Genomic DNA, 16444 nt, shown 5'->3' with positions numbered 1-16444 from the left:
TTTCCCTGCTCGGCGCGCATGCCAATCTCGGGGGATGAACAATCTTCACACCCCCGGCGGCGCGCCGATCTCGCGCTTTTGTTTCGGCGCCATGCAGTTCGGCGGCAAGGCCGACGAAGCCACCAGTCAGGCGCTCTATGATGCCTGCCGGGCGGCGGGACTGAATTTCTTCGACACCGCCTATGTCTATGCCGAAGGCCGGTCCGAGACCTATCTGGGCCGCGCCGCGAAGGACGAGCGGGACGATGTCTTCATTGCCTCGAAGGCGAACTTCGCGGCCGGTTCCGGCACGGCGGGCATCCGCGCCTCGGTCGAGGAAAGCCGGCGCCGGCTGGGGATGGATTTCATCGACCTCTATTACCTGCACCGGTTCGACGACAACGTGCCGCTGGAGGAAACCTTCACCGCCCTGGCCGGGGAGGTGGAAGCCGGGCGGATCGGCGCGGTGGGCGTGTCGAACTTTGCCGCCTGGCAGGTGATGAAGGCCGAACGCGCCGCCAATGCCGTCGGCCTGCATATCGCGATGATCCAGCCGATGTACAATCTGGTGAAACGGCAGGTGGAGGTGGAAATCCTGCCCATGGCGCTGTCGGAGGGCTTCGCCGTGGTGCCCTATTCGCCGCTGGGCGGCGGGCTCCTGTCCGGGAAATATGCGGCGGGCCAGAGCGGGCGGCTGAAGGAAGACAAGGCCTATGCCGGCCGCTATGCGCCCGAGTGGATGCATAGGGCCGCGGCCGACCTGTCGGCGCTGGCGGCCGAACTGGGCACCCATCCGGCGACCCTGGCCGTCGCCTGGGTGGCCCGGCATCCCGGGGTCACCGCCCCGATCATCTCGGCCCGCTCGGTCGAACAGCTCGCCCCCTCGCTGGCCGCGCTGGACTACCCGCTGGACGATGCGCTGTACGCCCGGCTCTCGGCACTGACACCGGCCCCTCCCCCTGCCACGGATCGTCTGGAAGAAGCATGAGCGATATTCTTGTCATCGGCGGCGGCGTTGCCGGCCTGTCGGCGGCTGCCTTTCTGTCGGAAACCGCCAAGGTCACGGTGATCGAGGCCGAAACGGGCCTTGGCTACCATACCTCGGGCCGCTCGGCGGCGCTTTACGAGGAAAGCTATGGCGCACCCTCCGTCACGGCGCTGAACCGGGCCGCCAAGGGCTATCTGTTCGACGGCGGCTACCTGTCGACGCGCGGGCTGATGCTGGTCGGCACCAGGGACAACGCCGACCAATTCGACCATGACATGGTCTCGATGGGGCTGGACCCGCTCGACCGGGACGAGATGCTGGCGCAGATCCCGATCCTGAACCCCGAGGTGGTTACCCGGGGCGGCTGGCACGAAGCCGCCTGGGACATCGACACCGACCGGCTGCTGCAGGATTTCGCCCGAACCGTCCGGGCGGCGGGCGGCGCGGTGCGGACCGGGCTGCGGGTTTCGTCGATCCGCCGCGACGGGGCCGAGTGGCGGGTCACGGCGGGAGAAGAGGAATTCTCGGCCCCGCTGCTGGTCAATGCCGCCGGTTCCTGGGCCGACGGGATCGCCCGGATGGCCGGGGTCGCGCCGCTGGGCCTGCAACCCTATCGCCGCTCGATGGCCCGTATCCCGGCGCCGGGCGGCCACGATGTCAGCGGCTGGCCGATGATGTTCGGCCCCGGCGAGGAATGGTATGCCAAGCCGGATGCCGGTGCGCTGCTGGTCTCGCCCGCGGAAGAGCATCCGATGGACCCGCATGACGCCTTTGCCGACGACATGGTGCTGGCCGAGGGGCTGGCCCGCTACGAGGCCGTGGTGACGACGCCGGTAAACCGGCTTCTGACCTCCTGGGCCGGGCTGCGGACCTTTGCGCCGGACCGGACGCTGGTTCTGGGGCCCGACCCCGCGGCGCCGGGCTTCGTCTGGTCCGCGGGTCAGGGCGGCTATGGATTCCAGACCTCGGCCGCCGCCGGACGGCTGGTCGCCGATCTGGTCGGCGGACGGCCCAGCGAGCTTGACCCCGAGATCGTGGCGGCCCTGTCGCCCGCCCGGTTCCGTTGAGCCTGCGGCCGAAACCCGCCTCGGCCAGCCAGGCCCATCCCCAGGGTGACGGCCGCCTGCATTCCCCCTCCTTCGCCCGCAACGGCGAACCGATTGCCGCGGTGGTTGCCGAGTTGGCCCCGGCCCGGGGCCGCGCGCTGGAACTGGCCTCCGGCAGCGGCGAGCATGTGCTCTTGCTGTCCGAACGGCACCCGGATCTGATCTGGCAGCCGAGCGACGCCGCGCCGGAACGGATCGCCTCGGTCGCGGCCTGGCTGCGGCTGCATCCGCGCGAGAATGTCCTGCCGCCCCTGCCGCTCGACGCCACCGCGCCGGGCTGGGCGGCCGGACTGCCGCGGCAGGACCTGGTGATGGTCGTCAACCTGTTGCATCTGATCTCCACCCCTGAAGCGCAGACCTGCCTGGCCGAGATGGCGGCGGCGCTGGCGCCCGGCGGGGTGGCGTTGATCTACGGGCCGTTCCGGCAGGGCGGGCGACTGGTCAGCGAAGGCGACCGGCGCTTTGACGCCAGCCTGCGCGCCGCCGATCCCGAAACCGGCTACAAGGATGCCGAATGGGTGAACGAACGGCTCGCCACCGCGGGTCTCGTCCCCGACGAACCGCGCCGGATGCCCGCCGACAACCTGATCCTTGCCGCCCGCCGCCCCGGCTGAGCCGCCCTAGCCGTCCTGCCGGATCCGGGCGTTCTTCGGATCATAGGGGCTGTCCTCGGTCACTTCCGCATCCCAGAGCGCACCCAGCATATTCACCTGCAGCTTCTGCCCGGTCACGGCCAGATCGGGCCGGACATAGCCCATGCCGATCTGCTTGCCGAAGCCCACCGACCAGCCGCCCGAGGTCAACCGCCCGACCTTTTGGCCCCCGACGAACAGTGCCTCCTTGCCCCAGGGGTCGGCGTCCTCGGGCCCGTCGATCAGCAGCGTGACGCATTTCGACCGGATGCCGGTCTCCAGCATCGCCGCCTTGCCCTGAAACTCCTTGTCCAGCGAGACGAAACGGTCCAGCCCGGCCTCGAGCGGGGTCGCGTCGCGGCCCAGTTCGGTGCCGAAGGCGCGGTAGCTCTTCTCCTGCCGCAACCAGTTCTGCGCCCGCGCCCCGACCAGCTTCATCCCGTGCTTGTCGCCGGCTTCGACCAGCCGGTCCCAGAGGTGGTTCTGCATCTCGATCGGGTGGTGCAGTTCCCAGCCCAGCTCGCCGGTATAGGCGACCCGGATCGCGTTCACCGGCACCATGCCCAGTTCGATCCGGCGCGCCGACAGCCAGGGGAACCGCTTGTTCGACAGTGTCGTGGCCGGATCGGCATCGCGGATCAGCTCCCCCAGGATGGCGCGGGAATTCGGCCCGGCCAGCGCGAAGACGCCCCATTGCGTGGTCACGTCATGGATGTCGATATGGCCGAACTCCGGCGCCTTGTCCTCGGCGGCCTTGCGCAGGAAATCGGCGTCATAGGCCGACCAGGCACCGGCCGAGACCAGATAGTATTCGTCCTCGGAGCGGCGCACGATCGTGTATTCGGTCCGCACCGTGCCGGTGGCGGTCAGCGCATAGGTCAGGTTGATCCGGCCGATCTTCGGCAGCGCGTTGCAGGTGAACCAGTCCAGGAACGCCGTCGCCCCCGGCCCGCGAACCAGATGCTTGGTGAAGGCCGTGGCGTCGATCAGCCCCGCCGTCTCGCGCACCGCCCGCGCCTCGGCCTCGGCATAGGGCCACCAGGCCCCGCGCCGGAAACTGCGGCTGTCATGGTCGAAGCTCTCGGGCGCATCCGGCGGGCCATAGTAGTTCGGCCGCTCCCAGCCGTTGACCTGGCCGAACTGCGCCCCCGCCGCCTTCTGCCGGTCATAGGCGGGCGAGGTGCGCAACGGCCGGCAGGCTTCGCGCTCTTCGTCCGGGTGATGCAGGATGAAGACATGGGAATAGCATTCCTCGTTCTTCCGCATCGCGTATTCGGTGGTCATCCAGTCGCCGTAGCGTTTCGGGTCGAGACTGGCCATGTCGATCTCGGCCTCGCCCTCGACCATCATCTGGGCCAGATAATGCCCGGTGCCGCCGGCGGCGGTGATGCCGAAGGAAAAGCCCTCGGCCAGCCACATGTTGCGCAGGCCGGGCGCCGGGCCGACCAGCGGATTTCCATCCGGGGTGTAGCAGATCGGGCCGTTGAAATCGTCCTTCAGCCCAACCGTTTCCGAGGACGGCAGCCGGTGGATCATCGACAGGTATTCGGCCTCGATCCGCTCCAGGTCGAGCGGGAAGAGATCGGCGCGGAAACTGTCGGGCACCCCGTAGGGGAAGCGCGCCGGAGCGCCCTGTTCGTAGGGGCCCAATATCCAGCCGCCGCGTTCCTCGCGCACATACCACCTGGCATCGGCGTCGCGCAGCACCGGATGCTCGGGGTTGGACTTGCGCCACTCGACCAGCGCCGGATCGGGTTCGGTGACGATGTACTGATGCTCGACCGGGATCGCCGGGCTTCGGATGCCCAGCATCCGGGCGGTGCGTTGAGCGTGGTTGCCGGTCGCGGTCACCACATGCTCGGCCCGGACCTCGAACGGATCGGCGCCCACCAGTATTCCGCCCTTCTCGACCATGACATGGCCCGAGACCCGCCATTCCGAGCCCATCCATTCATAGCTGTCCACCTGCGCCCGGCGGACCAGCTCGGCGCCATGCATCCGGGCGCCCTTGGCCATCGCCTGGGTGACATCGGCAGGGTTGATGTAGCCGTCGGTCGGATGAAACAGCGCGCCTTTCAGGTCCTCGGTGCGGACCAGCGGCCAGCGCTCCCGGATCTCGGCGGCGGTCAGGAACTCATGCGGGATCCCGGCGCTGTCGGCGACGCTGGAATAGAGGTGATACTCGTCCATCCGGGCGTCGGTCTGCGCCATCCGCAGGTTGCCGACGACATGGAAGCCGGGATTGAGCCCGGTCTCGGCCTCGAGCCCCTTGTAGAACTTCACCGAGTAGTCGTGGATATGACTCGTGGCATAGCCCATGTTGAACAGCGGCAGCAGGCCCGCCGCGTGCCAGGTGCTGCCGCTGGTCAGCTCGTCGCGCTCCAGCAGCAGCGTGTCCCAGCCGGCCCGGGCCAGATGATAGGCTATCCCGGCGCCGACCGCGCCCCCGCCGACAACAAGCGCTTTGACATGGGTCTTCATCGTCCGACTCTCCGCAGTCCTGGGCATTCCTGCGCCACAGTCTGGCGGAATCCGGACTGGCGGGAGAGAGACAGCCGACGCCAAAACGTCAGAAAGCGACGTTCTCCCCGGTCCTGGGGCAGCACACCCGGTCGCGGCCGGCCGTAGTGGGCGTCGCCGGAGATCGTGTCCGGCGGAAGGCTGGGAAAAAAGCGGGCCGGACGCGCGGCTCAGCCGCCGACCTTGCAGCGCTTGGCGCCCTGTTCGATGGCGCATTCGATCTTGAGCGGTTCGGCCTTGGCCGGCGAGGCGCCTTTCCGGCCGCCGAAGAGCGAGCTGAAGAAGCCCTTTTTCGGCTCGGCTTCCGCCATTTCGGCCTCGGGCGCCGTGGCATCGGCCGCCGCCGCCACATCTTCGGCCCGGGGAACCGCACCTTCGGGAAGGTCCTGGCTGATCCCCCCCTCGCCCATGCCGGGGATCGGTTCCAGCAGCATCTGGTTCAGCGCCGCGACATCCAGCCCTTCGAGCAGGCGCAGGATGGTCGCGTCATCTTCGAGCGTGATCAGCGTCAGGCTGATCTGCGGACCCAGATGGGCGGTGATCCGCCGCGCCACGCCATAGGCCTTGCCCAGTTCCTCGTTGAACCGCAGCCCGTGCACGGTGGCGAAGAACGGCTGCTCCGCCTCGCTGGCCTGGCCCATCGCCAGCATGGTCTGCACCGCGTCGCCGCCGATCCCGGTCAGGGCCGAGGACTTGATGTAGTTGATCTTGAACAGGATCGTCTGATCATCATGGACGTAGGTCCGGTAGACGCCCTTGTCGACCGTCGCCATCGTTGCGGCCGAGCCGCCGATGACCTGCAGGGCAGAGACCTTCTTCTGCTGCTTCTCGTTCGGCTTGCCGGTGATCCGGCTGAGGTCCTCGGCGACATATTCATGCGTGTCCCAGCCCGGAGGCGGCGGCGGGAACATGTCCTCGATCCGCAGCACCTTGGTCTTCTCGGTCTTGAAATGGACCCGGCTGGCCACTTCCGAGACATAGGAGCCGAACCCGTATTCCGGTCCGCCGACCGACTTGCGGGTCATGAAATCGACCGCCCCGAAGGCGCCGAGCGCGAAGACCCCGAAGGTCATCTGCATCAGAATCTGCGATTTCATCATGGCGCCTGCTCCCGTCCCGGGCTGTTTCCCCGCATTCCTGCGAAGGGAATCAGGCAAGAGAGGGGCAGGCCCGGGGAAATTGGCAGGCAATAAAACTTGCCCGAAACGCCCCTGTTGCCTAGCCTCGGACCAATTTTCTGTCGAAAGGAGATTTCCGATGCGCCGGCTGCCCGGAATTTTCACGCGGCTTCAGATCGCTGTCGGTCTGGTCTGGATCGGCCTCGCCGGCCCGGCCCTGGCCGAGACCCGCGCCGCCTTCATCGTGGGCAATGCAGCCTACAAGAACGCCGGGTCGCTGAAGAACCCGGTCGCCGATGCCAGGCTGATCGCCGCGACCCTGACCGATCTGGGCTTTGACGTCGATGCGCACGAGAACCTGACCCGGGCCGGCATGGCCGACGCGCTGTCGGCCTTCCTGCGCAACAATGCCGATGCCGACGTGACCCTGTTCTACTACGCCGGCCACGGCATGCAGTTCGACGGGCGCAACTACCTGATCGGCACCGATGCGGCGCTGCGCTCGGAATTCGACATCGATTCCGAGGCGATCAACCTCGACAAGGTGGTTGACCTGATCCAGCGCAACAGCCGCGCCGCGCTGGTCTTTGTCGATGCCTGCCGCGACAACCCTCTGGCCGACCGTTTCTACCGCGAGAACTTCTCGGAAACCCGCGCCGCGATGACCCGCGGCCTGGCACCGATGAAAACCGGCTCGGACGGCGCGATGGTGGTGTTCTCGGCCTCGCCCGGACAGGTGGCCTATGACGGCGAAGGCGGCAACTCGACCTTTGCCGAGGCGCTGGCCCGGCATCTTCCGGCCGAGAATGTCGAGGTGCTGTCGCTGATGAAGCGGGTGATCGGCGACGTGAAGCGCGGCACCGGCGAATTGCAGGTGCCGGTGGTGACCAACGATCTGGTGACCGAGATCTACCTGCGGCTGGGCGAAGGCGGCGAAGGCGCGGCACTGGCGATGAAAGCCGAGCAGGCGGTCTTCGACGCCGCCATGGAGATCGGAACCCGGCGGGCCTGGGACATCTACCTGCGCCGCTTTCCCGACGGCCATTTGCGCGACCTGGCGCTGGCCGAACGCGACCGGATGGCGGTGGTCGAACTGGCCAGCGCATCGGGCACCGAGGTCAAGCCGGGCGAGCGCGTAGAGTTGTCGCGGCAGGTTGTCGAGCGGGAGGAAGCGCGGCTCGGCCTCAGCCAGGAAGAAATCCGCGCGGTCCAGGAGGCGCTGTCGTCCCGCGGCTATGAGGCCGGAACGCCGGATGGGCGAATGGGGCCAAGGACCCGCCAGGCAATCGCGGATTTTCAGGCATCGGTGCAGCTTCCGATCACCGGCATCGTGACCGAGGCGACGGCCGCCGCGCTTGGCATCGAACTTGAGACGGCCGAGTCGGGCACCGTGGCAGTCGCCTCATCCCGCAATGCCCGGAGATACGACCCCGACAAGCTGGCCCTGATCGAGACCGACAAGCGCCTGATCGCGGCCGCCCGTGCCCTGAAGGACAAGGAATTCGTCTACGGCTTCTACGATGGACGGATCTACATCGCGCTTCTCCAGTGGTGCTGCGACAACTGGGAACAGGCCAAGGCCACGGCCGCCCGCGCCGGCGGGCATCTCGCGACGCTGACGAGCCCGGAGGAGAACAGCTTCGTCTATGGCCTCGTTGCCGATGACGACCGGTTCTGGTTACGCCATGGCGATGAATGGGTCACGGGGCCGACCATCGGCCTCTACCAGCTCCCCGGAGCGCGGGAACCGGACGGTGGTTGGGTCTGGGTGACCGGCGAGGCATCTGATTGGCTCAACTGGCAACCACCATTTCCGAACAACAACCAGGGGATCGCAAACATCGGGGGCTACGGTCACCACCCCCCAGGAACGAAGGACTTCAAGGGGTCAAAGGAATTCGGCCACTGGGATGACTACACCGAAGTGTCCCGTTCCTACATCATCGAGATCGAATAGCCGCGACCGCCCGGCCCGCCTAGAGCATCCCCGGCACCACCAGGTCCGGCGGCCGGTGGCCGTCGGCGAAGGTCTGGATGTTGACGATCACCTTCTCGCCCATCTCGATCCGCCCCTCGACCGTGGCCGAGCCCATATGCGGCAGCAGCACGACATTGGGTAGGGCGCGCAGGCGCGGGTTGATCTCGGCCCCGCGTTCGAACACGTCCAGCCCCGCCCCGGCGATCTCGCCGGCCCGCAGCATCCTTGTCAGGGCATTCTCGTCGATCACCTCGCCGCGCGAGGTGTTGACGATCACCGCATCCGGTTTCATCAACTTCAGCCGCCGCGCATTCATCAGGTGGAAGGTGGCCGGGGTATGCGGACAATTGACGCTGATGATGTCCATCCGGCTCACCATCTGGTCGAGGCTCTCCCAATAGGTCGCCTGGTACTCGGCCTCGATCTCGGGGCGCAGGCGGCGGCGGTTGTGGTAATGCACCTCGATGCCGAAGGCCCGTGCGCGCCGCGCCAGCGCCTGGCCGATCCGCCCCATGCCGAGGATGCCCAGCTTGCGCCCGGTGATCCGCCCGCCGAGAAATGCGGTCGGCGCCCAGCCTTCCCAGTCCCCGGCCTGCATCACCGCCAGGCCTTCGGGGATTCGCCGGACCACCGCCAGAATCAGCGCGATCGTCATGTCGGCGGTGTCCTCGGTCATCACCCCCGGCGTATTCGACACCAGGATGCCGCGCTGCCGGGCCGTCGCCACGTCGATGTGATCGACCCCGGCGCCGTAGTTGGCAATCAGCTTCAGCCGCGGCCCGGCCTGCGCCAGAAGCGCCGCGTCCAGCGGATCGGTGACGCAGGGCACCAGCACATCCGCCGCCTGCATCGCGCGGGCCAGGGCGGCGCGGTCCATCTTGGCGTCATCGGCATTGAGCGTCACATCGAACAGTTCGGCCATCCGGGCCTCGACCGGGGTCGGCAACCGTCGCGTTACAACAACACTCGGACGCTGCGTTGGCATCGACCTCTCCCCTCGCTTTTCCCGGCATCGGCTTTGAGGCAAAGTGGCAAGGAACCGGGCGGGGCACAAGGCGCAAGCCGACGCGACCGCAGACAAGAACCGGGACCGAGGAGCAGTGAAGCATCGCGGCACGGCGCGTGCCGGAAGGTGCAGATACAGGCGGAGGTTGCATGAAGCGCGGGTTGCAGGCGGCGATCGGAGTGATCGCGGCGCTTTTCTTGGCGGTTTCGGCCACGGCATCGACCAAGCCACCCACCGAGCGCGGACCGGTCACCAACCTTCCGATCCCCCGATTCGTGTCGCTCAAGACCTCGGTCGGCAATGCCCGGCGCGGCCCCTCGACCGCGCATCGGATCGACTGGGTCTTCACCCGCAAGGACATGCCGCTGGAAGTCATCGGCGAATACGGTCACTGGCGCCAGGTCCGCGACCGCGACGGCGCCACCGGCTGGGTGCATTACTCGCTTCTCTCGGGCAGCCGCACCGTGATCATCGAGCGTGATCTCGCGGCGTTGCGGATGAAGCCCGAAGACGACGCCCCCGCCACCGCCCGCGTCGAGGCCGGCGTGGTGGCGCGGCTTGGCAAATGCACGCTGGACTGGTGCCGGGTGACAGCGGATGGCTACAAGGGCTGGCTGCGCAAGACCGCGCTCTGGGGGGTCATGCCCGACGAGACGAGGGACTGATGGCCGCCCCACGCCATGGCGCTCCGCGCATGGTGGTGATCCATGCCGACGAGGGTTGGCTCAGGCAGATACGCGACGGCAAGATCGACTTCTTCACCAAGCTGGACACCAAGTTCCGCGAACAGGGCCTGCCGGTGCATCTGGCCGATGTCGAAAGCCGCGCCGCGCGGCTGCTGATGGCCGAGGACAGCCTGAACATCTTCGTCGGCGCCCGCCCCTCCTACGGCCCGCGCGTGCTGCATGCGGCACCGGCCTATATCTGGGGGTTCTGGTATCTGGACGAGATCGGCGCGCATTGGAATTCCTCGATCCGCTTCTCGCGCTTTCACGCCGAGGACGTGGATGCCGAGAAGGCGGCGTATTTCTTCAACGGCGTGACCGGCTACATGCTGCGCGAAAATGTCTCGCGGAGCCCGCAAGAGGTGCGGATGCATCAGCCGCTGCAACCGGCGCGGGCGGTGATCTTCTGCCAGGACATCGAGCTGCAGCGGGATCGCTGCCACTACCTGACCACCGAACAGATGATCCGCACCGTCGCCGGGCAGAACCGCGACCAGCTGATCTATCTCAAGCTGCACCCGAACCAGTCCAAGGCCATGCGGCGCAACATTCTGGCGGTCTGCAACGATTACCCGGCGGTGCGAATCTCGGAAGCCTCGGTTCATGATCTGATCGAGGCATCGGATATCGTGGTCACGCAGAACTCGGCGGCGGGGTTCGAGGCGCTGATGCAGAAGAAGACGGTGGTGACCTGCGCCAAATCCGACTTCTGGCACGCCACCCTGACCGCCAAATCCGTGACCGACCTGCGTGACGCGATCAACTACGGCCCCGAAGTGATGGCCGATTTTCCTTTCGAGAAGTATTTCTACTGGTTCCTGGACCGCAACTGCCTGGAACCGCAGAAAGACGCATTTGTCGCCCGGGCCTGGGCGCGGATCCGCGAAAAATGCCTGTTCTGAGGGAAATTTCCCGCTAAACCCGCCTTTCAGACGGACCTGTTGCCGAAACGGCCCGTGAACGCATTGTCAAACGGACCATCAGACGAAGGACTCCCGCCCATGGCCGACCTGCTGACCATCGAGAATCTCTGGCATCTGGTGATGCTCTGCTTCCTGCAAGCCGTTCTGGGCTTCGACAACCTTCTCTACATCTCGATCGAATCGCAACGCGCGCCGGTGGCGCAACAGGCCTCGGTGCGACGCTGGGGCATCCTGATCGCGGTGGCGATGCGGGTGGTGCTGCTGTTCATCATGCTCAGCCTGCTCGACTGGCTGACCGAGCCGTTCTTCGTCTTGGCCTGGGAGGGTGTTCTGGAAGGCGGGGTGAACTTTGCCACGCTGGTCTTCACCTTCGGCGGGATGTTCATCATCTACACCGCGGTTCGCGAAATCTCGCACATGCTGACGATCGAGCACATCAGCACCGACATGAGCAACGGCAGCGGCAAGTCGGCAGCCCGGGTGGTGGCGACCATCGTCCTGATGAACATGATCTTTTCCTTCGACTCGATCCTTTCGGCCATCGCCTTCACCAAGGTCTTCGCGGTTCTGGCGGCGGCAATCGTGATTTCCGGCCTCGGCATGCTGATCCTGGCCGACGGGGTGACCAAGTTCCTGGAAAAGAACCGGATGTACGAAGTCCTGGGCCTGTTCATCCTGCTCATTGTCGGTGTGGTCCTGCTGGGCGAGGCCGGCCCCGCCGCCGCCCATGCCGCGCATGACGAGACGCTGCAGATCGCGATTCTCGGCCATGACCTGCTGCCGATGTCGAAATCGACCTTCTACTTCTCGATCATCGTCCTGGTCCTGGTCGAGGCGATTCAGTCCGGCTATTCGCGCAAACTCAATGCGGAACGCCGGGCAAATGCGCGCGCCTCGGGCCAACTGCCCCATTGAGTGATGCCGGGGTTTGTAAGGTGTACGGCGTCGCCCTATAAGGGAAGCGTGGTTCAGGGGTGCTCAGGATGACAGGAAGCGGATTGCAGAAGCTGGCCTTCGGGCTGCTGATGGCCCTGATCCTCTATGTCGCGATCACGGGGGGCGCCTGATGGCCGAACGCTTTGGCGGCAAGTTCAGCCCCGAGACCAAGCCCGGCGAATCCCGGATCGAGGCGACACCGCCCGCCAATCCCTTCGACGGGATACAGCCGGCGCGGGCCGGGATGCGGGTCAACCTGCTGTTCCTGGCGCCGCTGCCGCTGATCGTGCGGGCCTTCATGATGGAGGCGACCGGGCTGGTGCAGACCCTGGCCGGGTTCGGCCTGCTGATCGCCGCGGCCTGGCTGACCCGCGAGGGCGAGACCGCGCATCAGGAATGGGCCGCGCGCAAGGTTGCCCGGCGGCCGGCCTTTCCGCGCAAGATCGCCGGCTCGATCCTGACCGGCGCCGGCATCTTCCTGGCCTGCCTGCCCGATTCCTCCGGTCTGGTCGGCCCGGTCCTGCTGGGCGCCCTGGGCGCCGCGCTGCACCTGGCGGCCTTCGGACCCGATCCGATGCACGACAAGGGGATGGAAGGCATCGACAGCCACAGCCAGGACCGCGCGGCCCGTGCGGTCGAGGCGGCGGAAGCCAAGCTGGCGCAGATGAAGGACGCGGTGCTGCGTGCCGGGGACCGGCGGCTCGAGGCGAGGGTCGAGGCGTTCCAGGCCGAGGCCCGCAAGATGTTCCGCACCGTCGAGGAGGACCCGCGCGACCTCTCGGCCGCCCGCAAGTATCTCACCGTCTATCTGACCGGCGCCCGCGACGCGACGATCAAGTTCGCCGATCTCTATGCCCGCGGCCGCGACCCGCAGGCCCGCGCCGATTACGAAGCCTTGCTGAACGACCTGCAACAGGGATTCGCGCAGCAGACCGAAAGCCTGCTGAGCGACAACCGCGACGATCTGGACGTGGAGATATCCGTTCTCCGCGAACGTCTGGAACGCGAAGGCATCAGGACAGGTTGACCCTGAGCATGGCCCCGATCGCCCTAATCCCCCAAGGCCAATGCCTGAACGGCGCCGCAGCGTCCCGCTTGCCGGATTCGCCGGGACGTGCCTATGACCCCGCAATCGCCCCCGCCACCGGGCCAGTCCCGGTCCGACCTCTAGAAAGGATGTCCCGATGACCGACCCGACCCAGGCCGCCGCGGCCGAGTCCCTTGTCCAGGAAGTGACCGCCGTGGTCCTGCCCGAACCCAAGTCCGAAATCGTCCCCTATTCCGAAGCCCCGGCCCCGGTCGCCTCGGCGATCCGCAAGGCGATGGGCGAGATCGACATGTCCAACACCCAGTCGATCATCGAGTTCGGCTCGGGCGCGCAGGCCGAATTGCAGAGCATCAGCCAGGCGATGCTGGCCGATGTCCGCAACAAGGACGTCGGCCCCGCCGGCGACAGCCTGCAGACCATCGTCACCACGATCCGGGGCTTCTCGGTCTCGGAACTGGACGTGCGCCGCAAGCTGTCCTGGTGGGAGAAGCTGCTGGGCCGCACCGCGCCCTTCGCCAAGTTCCTGTCGCGCTTCGAAAAGGTGCAGGACCAGCTGGACCAGGTCACCAACAACCTGCTGGAGCACGAGCACAAGCTGCTCAAGGACATCAAGTCGCTCGACATGCTCTATGACAAGACCCTGACCTTCTACGACGATCTGGCGATCTACATCGCCGCCGGCGAGGAGAAGCTGAAGGAACTGGACGAAGGCGAAATCCCGGCCAAGGCCGCTGCGGTCGAAAAGGCGCCCGAGGACCAGCAGGTGATGGCGGCGCAGGAGCTGCGCGACCTGCGCGCCGCCCGCGACGATCTGGAACGCCGGGTGCATGACCTGAAGCTGACCCGCCAGGTGACGATGCAGTCGCTGCCCTCGATCCGGCTGGTGCAGGAAAACGACAAGTCGCTGGTCACAAAGATCAACTCGACCCTGGTCAACACCGTGCCGCTCTGGGAAACCCAGCTGGCCCAGGCGGTGACGATCCAGCGCAGCGCCGAAGCCGCCGAGGCGGTGCGCAGCGCCAATGACCTGACCAACGAACTGCTGACCTCGAACGCCAAGAACCTGCGCCAGGCCAACAAGGTGGTGCGCGAAGAGATGGAGCGCGGCGTCTTCGACATCGAGGCGGTCAAGGCCGCCAATGCCGATCTGATCGCGACCATCGAGGAAAGCCTGCAGATCGCCGACGCGGGCAAGAAGAAGCGCGCCGAAGCCGAAGTGGAGCTGAAGAAGATGGAGCACGAGCTCCGCGACACCCTGGCCGCGGCCAAGGCACGCGGCACCGCATCGGGCGCCAATACCGGCGACTCGGTGCCTCCGGCAGGCTGAGCGATGCGGGGCGGCTGGGCTCTCCTGGCGGCGGCCTGCCTGGCGGCCTGCGATGCACCGATGCCGGTCGAGCCGGTACCGGCGCCGCCGGCACGCCCGGCCCGCCCTGCGACGCCCGAACCTTCGGCCCTGTCGGCCGAGACCGCCGCCTATTACGCCCGCATCCAAGCCGCCTTTCTGGCCCAGGGGCTGATGCGCACCGATCCGGGCGACGACCTGCCCTTCACGACCCGTGATCTGGTCGAGACCTTCCTGCGCATCGCCATGTATGACGAATACACCAACCAGGGCGGACGGCTGATCGAAAGACCCTCGGCCAGCACCCTGCGCCGCTGGGAACGTCCGGTGCAGATGCGTGTGGTCTTCGGCCCCGCCGTCGACCCGGCTAGCGCCGACCGCGACCGGGCCCGGATCAGCGCCTTCGCGGCGCGGCTGGCCCGGCTGACCCGGCACCCGATCTCGATGGTCTCCTCGGGCGGCAACTTCATCGTGCTGATCCTGACCGAGGGCGAACGCCGCGCCTACGGGCCGGAACTGGCCCGGCTGATCCCCGGGCTCGACCGCGCCACGACCGATGCGATCATCAACATGGACCCGCAGACCTATTGTCTTGTGGTCAACGGCGAGGTGCCCGGCTCGATGGCCTATGGCAAGGCCGTGGCGGTGATCCGGGCCGAGAACCCCGACCTGCTGCGGCTCTCCTGCGTGCACGAGGAACTGGCGCAGGGGCTTGGCCTGGCCAATGACAGCCCCAAGGCGCGACCCTCGATCTTCAACGACGACGAGGAGTTCGCCCTGCTGACCCGGCTGGACGAACTGCTCCTGCGGATCCTCTACGACCCGCGCCTGAAGGTCGGCATGACCGAGGCCGAGGCCCGCCCGATCGTCGAGGTCATCGCCGAAGAGCTGATGGGCGGGCCGGCCTGAACGACGACGCCCGGCGACAGCGCCGCGGCCAGGCGTTTCCCGGCCCGGATGCCCGGCAACTCGATCCAGCGATGGCTCAGCCCGGCAAGCAGCACGACCGTCATCAGGGCCGGCGGGAACAGCCACCAGGACGGCGCGGCCAATGTCGGAGCGGCCATGGCGAACAGCGCGAACAGCACCAGGCTGTGCAGCAGGTAGATGCTGTAGGACCATTCCCCCAGCGTCAGGAAACCCGGACGGCCGAGCCAGGCAAAGACCGGATTGCCGCTCCGCACCGCCAGGAACAGCACCAGCAGAAGCCAACCGCTGAACACGGTTTGGATCGTACCGACAAAGGCAACCTGCCCCACGATCAGCAGCAGCGCCAGCCAGCCGAACGCCGGCAATTGAAGAACTCGGGTTGCACGCGGCTGGCGGCCCAGTTCGACCGCAAGGTAGCCAAGCAGGAAACAGGCAAGATGCGGGAAGAGCAGCACCATCGCCAGCCCGGCCGCCAGCGTCAGCCCCGCAATCCGCAATCCGGGCCGCGGGATCGCCGCGGCCCCCAGGGCCACCAAGGGCAGCGCCAGGTAGAATATCCACTCGACCCTCAGCGTCCAGAACGCCGAGAACAGCAGCAGACTCTGGTTCCCGCCAAAGACCGGCGGCGTGCCCTGAAAGGTGATGATCCGCCACAGGTTGCCCGCGTCGCCCGGCACCGGGCGCCCGCCCAGACACCAGAGCATCCCGAGTCCGATCGCCACCACCGCAAACACCAGCGGCATGATCCGGAACAGCCGCGACAGGTAGAGCCGCACCCAGGCCGCCAGCCCCATGCCGCGCGTCACCCGGTCATAGAACAGCGCTGCCGAGATCATGAAGAACAGTGCCACCGCCACCTGCCCGGCCGCCACGACCGCCGGAACGTCCGGCAGGTCCAGAATCGTCCCGCCCCTTGTGCGGAACCGGACCCAGACCGCGAAGTGCTGCACCATCACCGCCGGGGCCAGCAGCCCGCGCAGACCATCGACATGGCCGGTCCGGCGGCTCTGGTCGGGCAGGGCCAGCTTTCCCGCTGCCGCCACCCGCCGCGCCAGGACCAGTGCCAGCACCAGCCCCGTCATGACGGCCAGCGGCGCAATCAGCGGATCGAACATGGTTTCTGCTTCCTTCCCTGCGCCTTGGACTGGCACAAATCGCTCATGAGAGTATGGTCTCGGACTGACAGGGCCATGTGGCGTAAAGAAAGGGG

Annotated in this window: 14 protein-coding genes; 10 read left to right on the top strand and 4 right to left on the bottom strand. The window is 67.0% G+C overall.

Annotated features, from left to right (window positions below):
* Window positions 1-34 precede the first annotated feature (34 nt).
* Genes NUW50_RS01135 through NUW50_RS01125 form a run of 3 tightly spaced genes read left to right on the top strand, consistent with a single transcriptional unit; the run spans window position 35 to window position 2687 of the window.
* A complete protein-coding gene (locus NUW50_RS01135) occupies window positions 35-967 on the top strand; it encodes an aldo/keto reductase (RefSeq protein WP_258287214.1) in 933 nt (310 codons plus the stop codon).
* Window positions 964-2034, top strand: coding sequence for an NAD(P)/FAD-dependent oxidoreductase (locus NUW50_RS01130; protein ID WP_258287213.1), 1071 nt, complete (start codon window positions 964-966; stop codon window positions 2032-2034). Before NUW50_RS01135 ends, NUW50_RS01130 begins: the two co-directional genes overlap by 4 nt.
* A complete protein-coding gene (locus NUW50_RS01125; RefSeq protein ID WP_258287212.1) occupies window positions 2031-2687 on the top strand; it encodes a class I SAM-dependent methyltransferase in 657 nt (218 codons plus the stop codon). Before NUW50_RS01130 ends, NUW50_RS01125 begins: the two co-directional genes overlap by 4 nt.
* A gap of 6 nt (window positions 2688-2693) precedes the next feature.
* Here NUW50_RS01125 and NUW50_RS01120 read toward each other — a convergent pair whose 3' ends face one another.
* Both NUW50_RS01120 and NUW50_RS01115 read right to left on the bottom strand, forming a co-directional pair.
* Window positions 2694-5186, bottom strand: coding sequence for a GcvT family protein (locus NUW50_RS01120; RefSeq protein ID WP_258287211.1), 2493 nt, complete (start codon window positions 5184-5186; stop codon window positions 2694-2696).
* A gap of 209 nt (window positions 5187-5395) precedes the next feature.
* Complete coding sequence (locus NUW50_RS01115; RefSeq protein ID WP_258287210.1) at window positions 5396-6322, bottom strand: hypothetical protein; 927 nt, start codon at window positions 6320-6322, stop codon at window positions 5396-5398.
* A gap of 160 nt (window positions 6323-6482) precedes the next feature.
* On the opposite strand from NUW50_RS01115, the gene NUW50_RS01110 reads away from it, so the two are divergent.
* A complete protein-coding gene (locus tag NUW50_RS01110) occupies window positions 6483-8300 on the top strand; it encodes a caspase family protein (RefSeq protein WP_258287209.1) in 1818 nt (605 codons plus the stop codon).
* Between the two features lie 19 nt (window positions 8301-8319).
* Here NUW50_RS01110 and NUW50_RS01105 read toward each other — a convergent pair whose 3' ends face one another.
* Window positions 8320-9306: a 2-hydroxyacid dehydrogenase gene (locus NUW50_RS01105; protein ID WP_258287208.1), complete on the bottom strand. Its 987-nt coding sequence runs from the start codon at window positions 9304-9306 to the stop codon at window positions 8320-8322.
* A 170-nt stretch (window positions 9307-9476) separates the two neighbouring features.
* Here NUW50_RS01105 and NUW50_RS01100 point away from each other — a divergent pair, with 170 nt between their 5' ends.
* From NUW50_RS01100 to NUW50_RS01075, 6 genes are all read left to right on the top strand, one after another.
* Window positions 9477-9992, top strand: a complete 516-nt coding sequence (locus NUW50_RS01100; protein WP_258287207.1) for an SH3 domain-containing protein — start codon at window positions 9477-9479, stop codon at window positions 9990-9992.
* Window positions 9992-10954: a capsular polysaccharide export protein, LipB/KpsS family gene (locus tag NUW50_RS01095; protein ID WP_258287206.1), complete on the top strand. Its 963-nt coding sequence runs from the start codon at window positions 9992-9994 to the stop codon at window positions 10952-10954. The genes NUW50_RS01100 and NUW50_RS01095 overlap by 1 nt, the downstream gene beginning before the upstream one ends.
* A gap of 99 nt (window positions 10955-11053) precedes the next feature.
* Window positions 11054-11890 carry a TerC family protein gene (locus NUW50_RS01090; RefSeq protein ID WP_258287205.1) on the top strand — a complete coding sequence of 279 codons (837 nt, stop codon included), beginning with the start codon at window positions 11054-11056 and terminating at the stop codon, window positions 11888-11890.
* A 151-nt stretch (window positions 11891-12041) separates the two neighbouring features.
* Complete coding sequence (locus tag NUW50_RS01085; protein ID WP_258287204.1) at window positions 12042-12938, top strand: 5-bromo-4-chloroindolyl phosphate hydrolysis family protein; 897 nt, start codon at window positions 12042-12044, stop codon at window positions 12936-12938.
* Window positions 12939-13095: 157 nt separating this feature from the next.
* A complete protein-coding gene (locus NUW50_RS01080; RefSeq protein WP_258287203.1) occupies window positions 13096-14286 on the top strand; it encodes a toxic anion resistance protein in 1191 nt (396 codons plus the stop codon).
* Window positions 14287-14289: 3 nt separating this feature from the next.
* Entirely contained in the window at window positions 14290-15213 is a 924-nt protein-coding gene (locus NUW50_RS01075) for a DUF2927 domain-containing protein (protein ID WP_258287202.1), read from the top strand.
* On the opposite strand, the gene NUW50_RS01070 is transcribed toward NUW50_RS01075, so the two are convergent.
* Window positions 15120-16349 (bottom strand): acyltransferase family protein, encoded by a 1230-nt coding sequence (locus NUW50_RS01070; RefSeq protein ID WP_258287201.1) that lies wholly within the window; start codon window positions 16347-16349, stop codon window positions 15120-15122. The genes NUW50_RS01075 and NUW50_RS01070 overlap by 94 nt on opposite strands.
* Window positions 16350-16444: the final 95 nt, after the last annotated feature.

It is taken from the genome of Frigidibacter sp. ROC022, assembly GCF_024723735.1.
Classification (GTDB): domain Bacteria; phylum Pseudomonadota; class Alphaproteobacteria; order Rhodobacterales; family Rhodobacteraceae; genus SLM-1.
The sequence above is the reverse complement of the archived record's forward strand: the minus strand, read 5'-3'. Positions and strand labels throughout refer to the sequence as shown.

Bases quoted from the DNA above. Each gene is read 5' to 3' on its own strand.
- NUW50_RS01100 (WP_258287207.1), top strand. From the start codon at position 9,477: ATGAAGCGCGGGTTGCAGGCGGCGATCGGAGTGATCGCGGCGCTTTTC.
- NUW50_RS01075 (WP_258287202.1), top strand. From the start codon at position 14,290: ATGCGGGGCGGCTGGGCTCTCCTGGCGGCGGCCTGCCTGGCGGCCTGC.
- NUW50_RS01095 (WP_258287206.1), top strand. From the start codon at position 9,992: ATGGCCGCCCCACGCCATGGCGCTCCGCGCATGGTGGTGATCCATGCC.
- NUW50_RS01105 (WP_258287208.1), bottom strand. From the start codon at position 9,306: ATGCCAACGCAGCGTCCGAGTGTTGTTGTAACGCGACGGTTGCCGACC.
- NUW50_RS01135 (WP_258287214.1), top strand. From the start codon at position 35: ATGAACAATCTTCACACCCCCGGCGGCGCGCCGATCTCGCGCTTTTGT.
- NUW50_RS01070 (WP_258287201.1), bottom strand. From the start codon at position 16,349: ATGTTCGATCCGCTGATTGCGCCGCTGGCCGTCATGACGGGGCTGGTG.
- NUW50_RS01110 (WP_258287209.1), top strand. From the start codon at position 6,483: ATGCGCCGGCTGCCCGGAATTTTCACGCGGCTTCAGATCGCTGTCGGT.
- NUW50_RS01085 (WP_258287204.1), top strand. From the start codon at position 12,042: ATGGCCGAACGCTTTGGCGGCAAGTTCAGCCCCGAGACCAAGCCCGGC.
- NUW50_RS01120 (WP_258287211.1), bottom strand. From the start codon at position 5,186: ATGAAGACCCATGTCAAAGCGCTTGTTGTCGGCGGGGGCGCGGTCGGC.
- NUW50_RS01130 (WP_258287213.1), top strand. From the start codon at position 964: ATGAGCGATATTCTTGTCATCGGCGGCGGCGTTGCCGGCCTGTCGGCG.
- NUW50_RS01080 (WP_258287203.1), top strand. From the start codon at position 13,096: ATGACCGACCCGACCCAGGCCGCCGCGGCCGAGTCCCTTGTCCAGGAA.
- NUW50_RS01090 (WP_258287205.1), top strand. From the start codon at position 11,054: ATGGCCGACCTGCTGACCATCGAGAATCTCTGGCATCTGGTGATGCTC.
- NUW50_RS01115 (WP_258287210.1), bottom strand. From the start codon at position 6,322: ATGAAATCGCAGATTCTGATGCAGATGACCTTCGGGGTCTTCGCGCTC.